This window comes from Blastopirellula marina DSM 3645 (assembly GCF_000153105.1).
In the GTDB taxonomy this organism is placed as follows: domain Bacteria; phylum Planctomycetota; class Planctomycetia; order Pirellulales; family Pirellulaceae; genus Blastopirellula; species Blastopirellula marina.
This window is the reverse complement of the sequence record NZ_CH672376.1, coordinates 874,353-889,767: the sequence shown is the minus strand read 5'-3', so window position 1 is coordinate 889,767 and position 15,415 is coordinate 874,353. Positions and strand designations below refer to the sequence as shown.

Here is a 15,415-nt window from a genome sequence, read left to right as displayed (position 1 = left end):
CGTCTGAGGAATATTCTCAATTTCGCGTTGCATCGTCATCGTGCCGCCTGATCTCTGCTGGATTGGTTAGAACTGCCCCGGCTGGAATCTTCGTCGCAAGCGAGCGCGAAGCCAAATCGCCGACAAGTTCAATAAGGCGATCACGCCGATCAACAACAACGTCGTGGTGTAAACCATCGGCTTGGCGGCTTCACTATTTTGGCTCTGAAAACCAAGATCGTAGATGTGAAAACCAAGGTGCATAAAGCTGCGATCGAAATGCAAAAACGGCGGCGAAAAGTCGACCGGCAATTCCGGCGCGAGCTTGAGCACGCCGACCAACATTAACGGCGCGACTTCGCCGGCGCCGCGCGCCATGGCCAAGATCATGCCGGTCATGATGCCTGGCAACGCGTGCGGCAGCACGATTCTCCAAATCGTTTGCCATTTGCTGGCGCCGCATCCATACGAGCCTTCCCGCAGCGAATTGGGGACCGCGGCCAACGACTCTTCGGTCGCGACGATCACCACCGGCAACGTCAACAACGCGAGCGTAATGCTGGCCCACGCCAAACAACCTTTACCAAACACGGGGTTGGGCAAATGCGACGTAAAGAAGCCGTTAAATTCAGGCGTGGTCGCCAAAGCGACTAAAAACGCAACGGTCGCGGCGACCCACAGCAGCAGCGCAAATTTGCCGAGCCATTGATTGCGACGCCCGGTCAATTGGCGACGATTTCCGACCGCGTACATCGACATCATGAAAGCGCCGCACGCGGTCGCCGCCAACACGCCCAGCAGCAGATACCAACTTCCCGACGACATCACCGGCAGGTCGGCGTTTTTCGGACCACCGTCAATGTAGCGGCCGACGTTGCCGATCAAAAAGGCGAAACCGAACACGCCGAAAACGATGCTCGGCACGCCGGCCAGATTGTTGATGCTAATGCGAATGGCGCTGACAATCGGCCCCGGCTTGGCGAACTCGCGTAGATAAAGCGCGGCCAGCACGCCAAACGGCACGACCAGGATCGACATGATCATCGTCATCGCGACGGTGCCCCAGATCGCCGGAAAAACGCCCCCTTCCGAGTTCGCTTCGCGTGGGTCATCCATCAGGAACTCGCCCCAACGCGACATGTAAACGCCCAGCTTTCCGGCGATACCGAGTCGGTTGGCGGGAAAGGCCCGCACGATCTCCGACAGCGGAATATCCTTGTCGATCTCCTGCGCGGTCTGCATGTGCAGAACGTAGCGCGCGTTCTCATCGTTCAGTTGGCGAATGCGATCCTGCAGCTTCACGGTGCGTTCGGTCGACTCCTGCCGAATTCGGAGGAAACTCTCGACCGCCGTTTGCGTTGACTTCGGCATGGCGGCGACCAATTGCTTGATCTCCGCGATTCGCTTTTTCGGTTGGGTCTGCTGCTCAGCCAGATCGCTCGCCAAACCTTGCGTGACTTCCTGGGTGAACTTCGTTAGCGGCGAATCAGCGCCATATCGCTTTTCGACCTGTCGCGAAATCGCCTGGTTCTTTTCGCCGACTGCGTCGAGCACCGCGACTTGCCCTTGGAGGCGGGCCAACTCATTCGCCAACTCCACAATAAAAACGCCGGGGTGGGCGATCTCTTGATCACGCAACTCCAATCGCGCGGTTTCTTCTTGGCTATTGACCTCGCCAACTTCAAACTCTTCGATCTCTTTGCGACGCGCAGAACGGTCAATCACTTCGTCATGAAACTCGTTGAACTTGTCCCAGGCTTCTTCTGGTCCGACGGAAGCCTGAACGACGCTGACGACGTTCTGCTGGTCCGACTTCACATCGGCTAGCGGTTCTTCTTCGCCCGACTTCAATTTGGCCCGCAGCTCACCGGTGAGCGATTTGTTTTCGGCGATGAACGCGTCAATATTAGCGGCGCGCACTTTGACCAGTTCCGCTTCGACCGGCGCCAGCGCCTCTTTAAGCTCCGCCGCTTGATCGGCGTCGGTGATGCGATACGAGTTACTTTGCAGCAACTGGACGATATCGCTGAGCTGTTCTTCTTCGGCCGAGATCGGTCGCCGATGCGACATCTTGAACTCGACCGGCATGCCGTAGAAACGTCCCCACGAGAGCCGCTCGATCACCATCGCCCACTCGGGCAATGTCGCTTCGGGCGCGACCATCTCAAATTCGGTGACGGTATGGTAGTGCGTTCCTTCGCGATCGAAGTTCGAGATAATGTCGAAGTTGCCGGTCCGATATTGGCGCCGCTCGACTTCAAACGGAACGCTTCCCGCCGCTTCAAATTTCTGCTGCGAAATCTCGCGAGCCTTCGCAAGTTCCGGTGGAAATGAGTTGATCAATTGCTCGGTTAGATCAAACTTTTCGACGCCGGCCGCTTCTCCCAAGTAGACCGCACCATCGACGGTTTCGACCTGATAGAGCCGTCCCGGCCAGAAGGTGCGCATGCCGTTGTAAATGACCAGCGACAGCAGGCCGAATATCATCAGCAAGCAGAGGGCCAACGAACCGCCGGTCAGCCAGACCATGGGCTCGCCCTGCGCGAGGAGCGAAAGTCCCGGCTTGGAAACGTGCCCTCGTTTCTCCCGCGGCGCGGCGGCAGCGTCGTTGTCAGCAGGCGAGGTCATAGTTGATAAGCTCGTTTACGGAAACGCAGCCGGACGATTTCGGCCGCGGTGTTGATCAAAAAAGTGATGACGAACAGCACCAAGGCCGCCGCGAACAACATGCGAAAGTGGGTGCTATTCTCAACCGCTTCCGGCAGTTCGATTGCAATCGTGGCGCTCAGCGTTCGGAAGCCGCTAAAGATGTTCCAGTCGGTCACCGGCGTATTGCCGCCGGCCATCAGCACGATCATCGTCTCACCGACGACTCGTCCCAGGCCGATCATCAATGCCGAGAAGAGCCCGCTCATCGCGGTCGGGATCACCACGCGGACAGTCGTTTGCCAGGGAGTCGCTCCGCAGCCCAGCGACGCCGAGCGAAGATGTTTTGGCACGGTCGCCAGCGCGTCATCCGCGATGGTGTAAATGATCGGAATCACCGCAAAACCCATCACAAAACCGACGACAAACGAGTTGCGTTGGGCGTAACTATCAATGAACGTGCCGCGCGGATCCCATACTTCAGCGCCAAAGAGCGTCGGCAACCAATAGAGCGCCGACGACAACAACCAGGCGACGCCAAACGTCAGCAGCACCAAGGCCGCAAATTTGGCCAAGCTCAAGAAAGCGAACTGCGATCGATTCCATTGCAGCGCTCGAGCTCGCAAATAAGGGTTGATGAAGGCGCCGTTCAGAAAGAACGCGAACATCCCTCCCAGCGGCAACAGCATCATCAACCAGCCGACGACGCCCGATCCCCGACCGTCAAGCCACAACTTCACGTTGCCGTCGAAGGCGATCTGCTCGACCAGCGGTCCCAGCAAATACGAAACGGCAAGCCCCAGCAGCAGCGCCGGAACCATAAACCAGAGCCGCCAAGATTCGAGGATCAAGCCGATCCGCCGCGGCAATAATTGCCACATCATCGCCGCCAAAATAAAGGTGAGCGGCACAACGACAATCGTCGTTAAAAAGAAGGCCAAAAACGACTCTACGATCGGAGCGAACACGATCGCCGCCAAAAACCCGAGCACGACGCTCGGCAGGCTCGCCATCATCTCGACCGTCGGTTTGACGACGGCGCGAACTTTGTGCGTGGTGAACTCGCTAGTGTAAATCGCCGCCAACAGCGCGATCGGAGCGCCGAACAACATCGAGTAGAACGTCGCCTTCAGCGTGCCGGAGATTAGCGGGTAGAGCCCCAGCTTCATCTCTGGTTCGACGCCGGCCGACGAGCTTTGCCAAATCTGACGCGGCTTCGGATAACCTTCGTACCAGACCGGCATGATCGCCGCCGCGACGGTAATTTCAGGATGTCGCGGGTCAAAGTCCCAGAAATAAATCCCTTCGCCCGATTCGACTAACAAGCCGTTATCTTTCGGCATGATCATCGCGCCGATCACCGGAGCGTCCTTCGGCAGATGACGATCAAGCACGAGTCGTTCGGTCGTCATTTGGTAGACGCGAAAACGCCCCGACTCGTAACCGACGACCAACATGCGGCTACGTTCCGACGCACGCATCGAATTGATCTTTTCGCCGGGCGCCGGCTGCAGCACATGCACGCGAGCCAGGGTGAAACCGTCGCTGGTTTTGCGAGCTTGCAACTCCGGCTCTTCCGTCTCGGCGCCGCGAACCAAAAACCAGCCGCTTGCTCCGCCTTGGCTATCGCCGACAAACACGGTTTCGCGTCCCAAGATAAAATCGCAGACGGTTAACTGTGCGTCGGTATCGGGCAACAGGTCGACCTTCTCGGCCGGATTCAAATGATAGCCCGAACCATCCTCGGCGTTCTCACGGACAAACCGGACCATCTGGCCCGACTTCCAAGCTAACAAGATGTCGTTGCCGCGAGCGGTTTGCAGCAGGAACTGCGGCCGCTCTCCTTGAATGTCGGCGATCTCCAGTGCGATCGTCTCGTTCTTCAGCGTCACGTCGCCGGTCAGAAAGTCTTCTTCTTCCTTCAGCGTGCCGTAGCGCAATTTGCCGTCGGCCGCAAAGCAAACGTACTTGCGATCGTCTTTCGAGATACTGACCTGATTGCCGCCGCTGGCCGCTTCGGGCACATGGTCCAACATCAGGATCGCTTTGTCGGTCACTTGAACCGGATCGAGCACGCTCGATTCGAGCAACTGCACTCGATACTGTCCCTGCGACGTAAGCTCTAAGACGCCGGTCTCGTTGTCGTTCGGCTGATAAGTCGCTCGCTCCCCAGGCTTCATCCCATGGAATTGTTCAGGAGCGTCGACGACATCGATAAAGGTCGTCGCAAAATGGATGTCGGCAAACTGAATCGAACCATCCAGAAAACCGAGCAGCAGACCGCCGCGTCCAACCGACGTCGAAACGGCCGAGAGTTGTTTGTCTTTGAACAGCTGTCGCTCGCCAAGCTTCTCACCGTTATCCACGCGAAACGTTTCGAGTCGCCCGTCGTCGAACAACACCCAACCGATCGTTTGATACTCATCGATCGCCAGGTGAACCGGCTCGGTGGCTCCCCAATGCGTTTCACGCGCCACTTCGCCTGAAAGGGAAGCGGGCAACCCTAATGGAGCGACGCGCGCGACCAGGACGACGAACACCGCCAAGACGGCGACGATCGTACCAATTCCGCCAACGGTAATCACGAACTCCGACAGCACGTCGGCGGCGGCGACCGTCCAACGCGTCTTCATACGACGTCGGCGACCAGAGAAACTCTTATCGTCTTGCGACATGGGGTGGGCTAATCCGGCGAGAGTCTCGTTGTTTCTACCGAGACGCGGGAAAAGAAAAAACGCGTCGCCCCTGCATGGCGCAAGGGCGACGCGGTAAACATTCGCAAGCGGTGCGACTACTTCTTGAGGATCATCTCAAGCTGACGCGCCGCGACTTTGGCGCTAAGCGGCAAGTAGCCATCTTTCACAACCGCTTCCTGACCGTCTTTGCTGAAGATGTACTTGATGAACTCCAGACGAAGCGGATCAAGCTGGCTGCCCGGCTTGTGGTTGACGCTCAAATACAGGAAACGCGACAGCGGGTAGCTGCTGACCGTTTCAATCGACGGTTCGACGTAATCGGCGCCTGACTTCGAGAGCGGCACGACGCGGACAGCGGCGGTTTTGTAGCCGATGCCGCTATAGCCGATACCGGCCTGATCGTTGGCGACCCCTTGGATCACCGCCGAACTGCCTGGCTGTTCTTTCACCGAGGTCTTGTAGTCCCCTTTGAACAGCGCGTTTTCTTTGAAATAGCCATAGGTGCCGGAGGCCGAGTTACGACCATACAGGCTGATCGCACGATTGGCCCAAGCCCCTTCCAAACCAAGCTGACCCCAAGTGGTGATATTGGCTTTACCGCCACCCTTGCGAGTGCTGGAGAAGATGGCGTCGAGTTGTTCCAGCGACAACCCTTTGACCGGGTTATCCTTGTGAACGAAGACGGCCAGCATGTCGATCGAAGTGCCCAGTTGGGTCGGCTTGTAACCGTAGGCCTTCTCGAAGGCGTCGATTTCATCTTCCTTCATCGGGCGGCTCATCGGGCCAAACGTCGCGGTCCCTTTGGTCAAAGCGGCCGGAGCGGTCGAAGAACCCTTGCCTTCGATTTCGATCGTGACGCCGGGGTAGAACTTCTGGAAGCCTTCCGCCCACAAGGTCATCAGGTTGTTCATGGTGTCAGAACCCATGCTGCTGATGTTTCCGTTGACTCCCTGAACCGGCTTGTAAGACGGCAGGTTTTCGTCGACTTGAACTTGCGCCGAAGCGGCAAGCGGTGCGGTCAGCGCCAAAGCGGCGACCAAAAAGAAGTTCCGGCGGCAGATCATTATGGGTGCTTCCCTCTGAAAAATGTCACAGATATTTCGAAATCCCCGACCACACTACGAATCGCCGCAGCGGCCGAGCACTGCCAGACTATGATGACCAACGACTGTTAAGATTCGATGAATAAACTGTGAACAAGCGTTAAATACGTTTTGCGGCAAATTCGGCCAAAATCGAGAGAAGCCAGTCACTAATGCATGGAGAATACGACAAGAACTCGTAAATCCTCGGCAAATATTTGATGAAGAACGCGTGTGCGCCTCCGCCGCAGGCTGCCCCAGAAGCAAGGAAAGTTTAGATCGACTTGCTCCCCACTTCAACCACCGACAGCAGCCCGTCCCCGTCGCGATCGAGCTCCTCAAATTGCGTCCGGTTCCCAAGAAACTCGGCCCAACTGACATCACCATCGCCGTTAAAATCCATCCCGGCATGCCAGTCAGGACGTCCCTCGAGAGGCGATTGAGCTTCTCGAGCCGGCAGCGTCATTCCATCCCGATCTCCCCCCCGATAGATTACTAGCCCGCCAAAGGCCGGGAATTCGTCGAGCGTCACCACTTGATCCCCATCAGCGTCCAGTTCCTGCAATTTTTTTTCAGCCGCCCGTAGTTCCCGTGTCGCCAGGCGGCCGTCGCCGTTTTCGTCTAGCAAGGCGAACAGCGGGTCGATCTCGCCGATGCGCTGCACCCGAATCTGGCAGGCCTTCACCAGATCGACATTCGCCAGCGCCGTCGACAATTCCTTCAGCGTCACTTGGCCATCTTCGTCGGCGTCAATCGCGGCGAAGGGGAGTTGGCCCACCAGGTTTTCGGGAAATTCCTCCTTTTCGAGATACTCGTTCTTATCGCGATCATAGACCTGCAAGAGATTTTGGGCCCGACTGTTCGACAGCCGAGAATTGATATCGTCGGCGGCATGAATCAATAGCCGACCATTTCCATCGGCCAAAGCTTTGCTCGCCGCAAACGCCGTCTCCTGCAACCGGCAAGCGGCGTCGGGAGAAATCGTCAGCGTCAGAAACTCGGCTCCTGCGACTCGCTCGCCAAAGCGGATTTCGAGCGTGGCGCTCGGCGGCAACTGCGCGATGCGAGCCACTTCCCGAAATTCAAGATAACCATCCGTATCTTCGTCGATCATCGTCAGCGGCGAGTCTGGTCCAAAAACGGCCGCAATTTCGATCGCCGAGCCAAAGTTGTAGATCGTCTCCAAAGAATGAAAAACCTGCGGCCAGGAAGTATTTTCATCCAGCACGAACGCACCTAATTCGCCGCGCCAGTCGGTATTGGCCGACATCCCCATCGTCGGGCTGCGTGGGGGAGCCAACTCGGCGACGGAAACAATCCCATCCGCATCGGCGTCACGTGCACGCAGTAAAACATCCGCGGTTTCCATTTCGTCTGCGGATAGCCACTGGTCTCCATCTTGATCCAGGATCCGCAACACGTCCGACTGCTCGCGACTGCGACGGAACATGGAATAGGCGCGAGGATCGACCGAGAACTCGCGGGCTTTGCCGCGATTGCGCGTCAGCAATCGCGGGGTCTCGTCGGCGTCGACGCGACCATTGCGATTGACGTCGTACAGATTGATCAGCCGTACACGTTCCTGCGGCTTCGTAAACGAAAGATTGCCGAGCTGCCCTCGATTAAACTGCGGATTGTCGGCCAGTTCGTCCCAAGTCGAGATTCCATCCCCGTCAGTATCGGCCATGCCGATCACCTTTTCGGAGAGCGCCGTCAGCGCGTCGTCAAACGGGCGACCATCGATCCAAAGCAAGACCTCCAGCAACAGCGGCCGGCGATCGGCAAGCACCAACAACTTCTGCGGCGTCGGTCGCTTGACTTCAGACGCTTCAACTACCGGCTCGCTTGCGGTCTCGACGACGACCGCTTCCTCTGGCGGCGCTTCGGCCTGGTCCGGCGCGACTTGCTCGGTCGTCGTATTGGAGGGCGCGGGCAGCGTCGCCTGCTGCTCGGCAGGACGACAAGCGTTCAAACCAAGCAGCAGCAAACTGACCAACAGCGATGGCTTACGACAACAACGCACGAATCGGCGCCCCCTCGCTGATTTTGATGGGTCGCGACAGAGGAGAAATGTTCTCGGTCGCCGGGTCTACGCCCACCGCCGCACACAGCGTCGCGATCAGATCGGGCACTTCGGTCTTTCCATCGACCACCTCCTGCCCCCCTTCGCTGGTCGAGCCATACGCTTGCCCACCGGCAATGCCGCCGCCGGCCAAGACGCAGCTCCAAGCGTCCGGAAAATGATCGCGTCCCGCATTGGCGTTGATCTGCGGAGTTCGCCCAAACTCTCCCATCCAAAGGATCGTCGTCGAATCGAGCAAGCCGCGTTCGTCCAACTCGCGCATCAAAGTGGACCAACCCTGGTCGAGCTCTGCCGACAACGCTTTAACACCGGCAAAGTTGGCCTGGTGCGTATCCCAGCCGAGTCCGTCGGCGCCGTGCGTCACTTCGACAAACGGCACGCCGCGTTCGATCAAGCGGCGTGCAATCAAGCAACCCTGGCCGAACCGGCCGGCGCCATACGACTCACGCACGGCGTCTTCTTCCTGCTGCAGGTCGAACGCCGCCGCGGCAGCGGGATTCATCATGCGCACGGCGCGGCGAAAAATCGTATCGTGCGACTTGGGCGCCGCCGCATCGCGCAGCGCCAAAAATGACTCTTGCTGGCCGCGCCAAAGCTTCATCCGCGCTTCGGCTCGTTCCGGCGAAACCTCCCCCGGCAATTGCAAATAGTCGACTCCCAGATCCACAAGCCCTGTTGCGCCTGCAGCTGGGCTTGCCGGTCCAGCCATCGCACGCTGGCCCACCGTCGTCGCGGCGTATTTGGGCCCCAGGAAACCGCCGCTGATCGACGCTTGACTAAACGCCGCGTTGGGATTGACGGCGACAAAGTTCGGCAGATCGGCCTGCGGATCGCCCAACGCCTTTGACAGCGACGCGCCAATCGCCGGATAGCGGAGCGGTCCGCCGGGACGCTCTCCGGTATGCATTAGATAGGAGCCCCGAATGTGATCTCCTTCTTTGGTGCTCATGCCGCGCAAGATCGCCAGGCGATCGGCCTGCTTGGCCAGATGCGGCAGATGCTCGCTGAACTTGAGGCCGGGGACGCTGGTCTCAATCTCTTTGTACTCGCCGCCGTTGGCATGCCCCGGCTTCAGATCAAACGTGTCCATCTGGCTCGGTCCGCCAGACATCCAAAGCACGATGCAGCGGCGTTTGACAGGTTGCTCGGCAGCGGCTTGCACCAACGCAGGCAACCACGAACAACTCGCGGCGCCCAGCAGCGCTTGCTGCAAAAATCGTCGTCGATCGGTCGCGGCCATCTCCCGTCCTCTCGTTAATGATTGAGCATAAACTCAGCGCTGGCGGCGACCGCCCACAACAGATCGCCCAGCGCTTGTTTCTTTTCGTTGGGAGAAGCGGTCGCTAGGTACTCGCTAAATCGTTGTCGCTCTTCCGCGGTCGGCTGTCGCGAGTAGGCGGCCAGCGCGATCAATTCCACACGCTGCTCATCGCTAAAAAAGGGAGCTTCCAACGACTTTAAAAACCCGCTCGTTTCTGGCGCCGTCGCCAACGAGACCGGCGGGCCATTCATCAGCGCGAGCGCTTGCGGCGCCCCGGTTTCAAAGTCGGTGCGATCCAGAGAAACGGTGCGCATTCGAGCGACAAATTGAAGTCGTTGCTGCGATCGATCGAAGGGCTGAGGAGCCTGGCTGCTCAGGTCGCCGACCGTCTCGCGAATCAGTCCTAGTCTTAAAATGGCGTCGTACAGTTGCTCGGGCGAGAGTGATTTGATCGCCATGTTGGCGAATAGTTCCGGGCGCTGACCATCCACGTTTTGACTGCTGCGTGCGTAGGCGTCGGTCATCGCCAGCGTCCGCAACAATTGTCGCAGGTCGTAGCCGGAGTCGATAAAATATTGCGTCAACTCCTCCATTAGCGCGGGATGGCTGGGCGCATTGAGCGGCGAAAGATCATCCACCGGCTCCACCAATCCACGACCAAACAAATGCGCCCATGCCCAGTTAACCGCGCGGCGGGCCGTGTAAGGATTGTCGCGTGCAACCATCCAGACCGCCAATTTTTGTCGACGGGTGCCGCCAAAGCGATCACTGGGCGCGCTGCCGCCGGGATAAAGCGGCGCGACGGTTTCTTCCGATTCGGGAATCTTCACTTCCCCCATTTCTTGATCGACCAACGAGATTCGCCCCATGGCGCTATCCCGCTTGGCGACACGCGCAAAGAAGGCGGCGTAGCCCCAAAAGTCACGCTGCTTCCAATCGTCGAACGGGTGATCGTGACATTCGGCGCACTGAATGTGCAGCCCCAGAAAAATCCGCGACGTCTCGGCCGCCAATTGTTCCGGCTTCAAATCGAGTGCGTCGTAAAAATAAACCGGACCATCCTGCTCGCTGCTGGCCGTAATGAATTGCTCGACGATGCGATCGTACCGAGCATTTTCCGAGAACTGCTCACGCAGCCAGGCTTGCAGCGCAAACTGATTTTGCAATTGCTGAAAGTCATCGGTCGGTTTCAAGATGATCTCGCGCCAAGTGCTGGCCAGATGCGACGCGAACGCCGGCGACGCCAGCAAACGCTCAATCAATTGGCGACGCTTCGCAGGCGAGCTGTCGGCCAGATAGTCTCGCGTGATCGCCACCGGAGGGATCGTGCCGCTTAGATCCAGATAGGCGCGGCGCAAAAACTCGCCGTCGTCGGCTGCCGGAGCCGGCTCCACCCCGGCTGATTTCAGACGTTCCAGCAGCAGCTGATCGATGCGAGCTGTCATTGGAGCCGAACGATCGGCCCCTTCTTCGGCAACCGCGATGGCAGTCGGAAAGAGGAACAGAGCGATCGCCAAGCGAACCATCGAAAAACGAGACATAGCGTATCGAGTTGAAAGAGGAGAAAGGTTCGACACTCCCGCATTCTAGCGAATCTTGCTATGCATGCGAACGAAATGGAGGGGATTTTCTCCTCGCAACGGGAAGATCCAATTCGCCTGGGTCGCTAGTGATTCGCTAGACTGACGCATCCATTGCCGATATTCCTTCGATTTGACGCTCGTTCATGAATTCGCCAGCAAATTCGTCGCTATCGCAAGTCTCGCTCTGGCGCCAGCTTTGGCGTCACCGGCAATTAGCAATCGCTTTACTCGCAATTGTCGGTATCGCCGCGCACCTCCTCCTACGTTTCGGTTGCGATGTCCCTCCCACAATGTTCAATCTCCCGCTGTGGATCACGCTGGCGATCGGGGGCGTACCGCTGATTTTGGAACTGCTCAACAAAGTCGTTCACCTCGATTTTGGCGCCGATTTGCTCGCGGGTATTTCGATCGTCGCATCGGCGCTGCTGGGTGAGTATCTGGCCGGCTCGATCGTCGTGCTGATGCTCTCCGGCGGCGAAGCGCTGGAGTCGTTCGCCGTCGGCCGCGCTTCCGCCGTTCTGCAAGCGCTGGCCAAACGACTACCGTCGATCGCGCATCGTCGCAACGGCGCCGCTTTGGAAGATGTCGCCGTGGATGCGATTGACGTGGGAGACGTCGTCGTCATCTTGCCGCACGAAGTCTCCCCAGTCGATGGAGTCGTGATCGAGGGGCACAGCGTCATGGACGAATCGTACCTGACCGGCGAACCCTACATGATGTCGAAAACGCCAGGAGTCAGCGTCTTATCGGGCGCGGTCAACGGCGATGGAGCGTTGACCATTCAGGCCGAACGACAAGCGGTCGACTCGCGCTATGCGAAAATCATGGAAGTGATGCGGAAGTCAGAGCAGCAACGCCCCCACATGCGGCGTTTGGCGGACCAGTTGGGCGCGTACTACACGCCGCTCGCCCTGGCGATCGCCGGAGTGGCCTGGTACTTCAGCGGCGATGCGACCCGCTTTTTGGCGGTCATCGTCGTTGCGACCCCCTGCCCTTTGTTGATCGCAATTCCGGTGGCGATCATCGGCTCGATTTCGCTCGCCGCACAAATGGGGATCATCATTCGACTTCCGGCGGTGCTTGAACAGGTCGATCGTTGCCGCACGGTGATCTTCGACAAGACGGGAACGCTGACCTATGGCGAGCCCCGCATCTATGACCAATGGAATTCGGCCGAGTGCGATCCGCTGGAAACGCTCGCGCTGATCGCCAGCTTAGAACGCTACTCGAAGCACCCGCTTGCGGCGGCGATCCAGAAAGCGGCGGAAGCAGCGTCTGCGGCGTCCTATGACGTCACCCAGGTCAGCGAACGCCCTGGCCAAGGAATGCGGGGTCTTGTTCACGGCCACGAGGTGCGGATCACCAGCCGCAAGCAACTCTTGAAAGAACAACCGGAAGCGATATTGCCGGAGCAGCAAGGAGGGTTGGAGTGCGTCGTGCTGGTCGATGAAAAACTAGCGTCCGTCTACTTCTTTCGCGATGCGCCGCGACGCGAGGGGAAACGATTTATCGATCACCTGGGACCGCAACATCAGATCAGCAAGCTGATGCTGGTCACCGGCGACCGAGAATCGGAGGCGCGATTCTTGGCCGATCAAGTCGGCATCCACGAGGTCTTTTTTAATCAAACGCCGGAAGAAAAGCTGGAGCTTGTCCAGCGCGAAACGGCCAGCGCCGCAACCTTGTTTGTGGGAGACGGCATCAACGACGCTCCGGCTCTCGCGGCGGCGACCGTCGGCGTCGCGTTTGGCCAAAACAGTGACGTCACCACCGAAGCGGCCGGGGTCGTCGTGCTCGACAGCTCGCTGGAAACCGTCGACAAGCTGCTCCATATCGGTCGTCGCATGCGCACGATCGCGTTGCAAAGCGCCGTGGGAGGAATCGCCCTCAGCATGATCGGGATGCTGATTGCATCCGCTGGTTGGCTGCCGCCGGTAGCGGGAGCGATATCGCAAGAGATTATCGATGTGATCGTGGTTTTGAACGCGTTGCGAGCCGCGTTTCCTCCTCGCGAATTGACGGATTACGATAAATAGCACGTCCGTCCGCTCCCCAAATTGCCCGCACCTTGAAGGAACACGCTCATGTTTCGCTATTTGATCGCACTTTTCTGCGTGGCGACGCTTTCCTTGGCGACCACGGTCGCGGCCGCAGAGCCTGGCGAAGGCTTGATTGACGGACTGATCGCCCAGATTCGTCAGCTAGAGCAACGCTTGGAACGGATTGAGTCCCAAGTCGATAAAAACAGCGCCGCGATCGATCGCAACACTGCGCCGGCCCCCCAACCGAAAGTTGTCGCTCAACCGCAGAAGCAGCCGAAACAAGCCCAGCCTGCTCAGAAAGAGAAGTCGATGGCGCTGGACTGGACGCCCCAAGAACCGGTGGACTATTCAGGGCGATGGCTGATGACGTTGCCGCTGGGCGCCGAGCATCATGTCGCTATCAAGAAAGCGAAAGACAACCAGCTCAAGCTTGTCCGCCCCCGCTTAAATCTGGCAGGGGTCTACCAAGTGGATGGCGCAACGCTGACGATCGTACGGCCCGCCGATAAGCGGTTGACGGGGTTTGTCTGGACCGCGATCAATCGCAATACGCTGATCTTGACCGGCGAGCCCCCGCAGGGGCGAACCGGATCAAGCTATGTCGGCGCGACGCTTACGCGCCTGGTTGAATCGCCGGAATCGCGGTAATCGCATCGCTGGGCGAGCGAACCTCGGGGAAGATCTGCTTCACCCCTTGGCGACCCAGCAGAAATCGTTGACAGACCAGACCGACTCCCCCTTCGCCGTGGCAAACGACCTCGAAGATCGGCTCACGATGCGGCAGGACGGTCGCACGAAAAATTGGCCCGCTGAACTCCACTTTGAAGCTGGCCGAATCGTGATAGGCCGAGTCGGTCAAAACCACAACGTGCCGCTTCGAGACTTCGACCGGTTTGGCCTGGTCTTCTTCGGAAGCGAACAGCAACATCTTGCGTTCTCCGCCACCTTTCAAGATCACATCGCGCTCGGCGACCAACGCATAATCTTGACGCCATAAGTCGTCGGGGCGTTGAAACCCTTCAACCAAGCAAGTGCGGCGAACCAGCCAAAGAGCGTTATCGCCATAAAGCGGGTAGGCCAGGACGGTCAGGATCACGGCAGCCAACAGTGTTGCGATCCAGCTAGGCGTCGTTTTCGATTCGTTCATTTTGATTGCCATCTTCTTGGAACTCTGTTCGGGAGGTCTACATTTAGGCGGGAGTCTTACGACGAAAAATCGAGAGGGGACGACGCTGTGACGACGTCGACGACATAGGCGGGGTCAAATTCGGCAGGAGCGGGGGACTCATCGCGGTAGGCGTGTTCGACTCCATTGGGAGTCAGACGAAAATGGACCGAATGAATATGATCCGGGCCATCTTCCAGCACGAACTCCACGACCGGGTGGATGCGTGGAATCAACGAAACGCCGGCAAGCTTGCCAACGACATCCAGGTGGTAGGCGCCCTGCGAAACGTAGTCCAAGTCGGTCAATACGACCTGGCGATGCTGATTGCCGCTTCCGACTTGGCTAAAAACCAGCACGCGCCCCTGGCTGCCGTCGCACCAGTGATAGGCTTCGTCCGCATCCAGCTGGTATTGGCCCGCAATTCCCGGCAACAGAGATTGCTGATAACCGTGAATCAGGGAGATGCGCCGCGCCGTTCGCAGCACATGGTCTCCGTACATCGGTGCTGCGAGAAGCAGCAAACAGGTCGCCGCAATCCAAGTCTGCGGCGTAACTTGCTTCAGTCTGTTCCACATCGTTCCAGCCCCTTGGTGCTGTAGGTCGCGTTTGGGTTTCGCGTGGTCTCCGACGACGATGGGGAATCGTGTGGGAAACCGAATGTAGGTTTGGCAGGCATTCGCTGATTTGTGGGGCGCCCAGCGAACGAGCGTCATCATGACAAAACAGGCAGAAGCATGATTGGCGTTTGTTTGCCTGCTAGCTACGGCAAGAATGCGGCCAGCGCGGGACAAATCGCATGTAGAGCGCGAAATGCTGCCCAAAAAAAGTGCTGTGGAAAATGGCAGGCCGCTGCTGGGACTTAAGAAGGAATCTAC

At 58.5% G+C, this 15,415-nt stretch carries 10 protein-coding genes; 2 read left to right on the top strand and 8 right to left on the bottom strand.

Translation table 11 applies throughout. The features are described from left to right. Positions 1-66: 66 nt before the first annotated feature. From DSM3645_RS30830 to DSM3645_RS05215, 6 genes are all read right to left on the bottom strand, one after another. Positions 67-2,607, bottom strand: coding sequence for a phosphate ABC transporter permease PstA (locus DSM3645_RS30830; protein WP_002651017.1), 2,541 nt, complete (start codon positions 2,605-2,607; stop codon positions 67-69). Next, positions 2,604-5,300: an ABC transporter permease subunit gene (locus DSM3645_RS27725; RefSeq protein WP_050769307.1), complete on the bottom strand. Its 2,697-nt coding sequence runs from the start codon at positions 5,298-5,300 to the stop codon at positions 2,604-2,606. The genes DSM3645_RS30830 and DSM3645_RS27725 overlap by 4 nt, the downstream gene beginning before the upstream one ends. Positions 5,301-5,416: 116 nt before the next feature. Continuing rightward, on the bottom strand, positions 5,417-6,385 hold the full coding sequence (locus DSM3645_RS05230) for a PstS family phosphate ABC transporter substrate-binding protein (protein WP_002651015.1): 969 nt from the start codon (positions 6,383-6,385) through the stop codon (positions 5,417-5,419). 292 nt (positions 6,386-6,677) lie between these two features. Then, the gene (locus tag DSM3645_RS05225) at positions 6,678-8,426 is read right to left on the bottom strand and encodes a calmodulin (RefSeq protein ID WP_002651014.1); all 1,749 of its coding nucleotides are present in this window, start codon (positions 8,424-8,426) and stop codon (positions 6,678-6,680) included. Then, a complete protein-coding gene (locus DSM3645_RS05220) occupies positions 8,410-9,726 on the bottom strand; it encodes a DUF1501 domain-containing protein (RefSeq protein ID WP_002651013.1) in 1,317 nt (438 codons plus the stop codon). Before DSM3645_RS05220 ends, DSM3645_RS05225 begins: the two co-directional genes overlap by 17 nt. 14 nt (positions 9,727-9,740) lie before the next feature. Next, complete coding sequence (locus DSM3645_RS05215) at positions 9,741-11,288, bottom strand: DUF1549 and DUF1553 domain-containing protein (protein WP_002651012.1); 1,548 nt, start codon at positions 11,286-11,288, stop codon at positions 9,741-9,743. A 332-nt stretch (positions 11,289-11,620) separates the two neighbouring features. Between DSM3645_RS05215 and DSM3645_RS05210 the strand changes: the two genes are divergently transcribed. Both DSM3645_RS05210 and DSM3645_RS05205 read left to right on the top strand, forming a co-directional pair. Next, positions 11,621-13,366 (top strand): heavy metal translocating P-type ATPase, encoded by a 1,746-nt coding sequence (locus DSM3645_RS05210; protein WP_002651011.1) that lies wholly within the window; start codon positions 11,621-11,623, stop codon positions 13,364-13,366. Between the two features lie 48 nt (positions 13,367-13,414). Further along, positions 13,415-14,020 carry a hypothetical protein gene (locus DSM3645_RS05205; RefSeq protein WP_002651010.1) on the top strand — a complete coding sequence of 202 codons (606 nt, stop codon included), beginning with the start codon at positions 13,415-13,417 and terminating at the stop codon, positions 14,018-14,020. Here the strand turns inward: DSM3645_RS05205 and DSM3645_RS05200 are convergent. Then, complete coding sequence (locus tag DSM3645_RS05200; protein WP_040351630.1) at positions 13,986-14,519, bottom strand: hypothetical protein; 534 nt, start codon at positions 14,517-14,519, stop codon at positions 13,986-13,988. The two genes, DSM3645_RS05205 and DSM3645_RS05200, sit on opposite strands and share 35 nt — an antisense overlap. A 56-nt stretch (positions 14,520-14,575) precedes the next feature. Further along, complete coding sequence (locus DSM3645_RS05195) at positions 14,576-15,115, bottom strand: hypothetical protein (protein WP_131282256.1); 540 nt, start codon at positions 15,113-15,115, stop codon at positions 14,576-14,578. Positions 15,116-15,415: the final 300 nt, after the last annotated feature.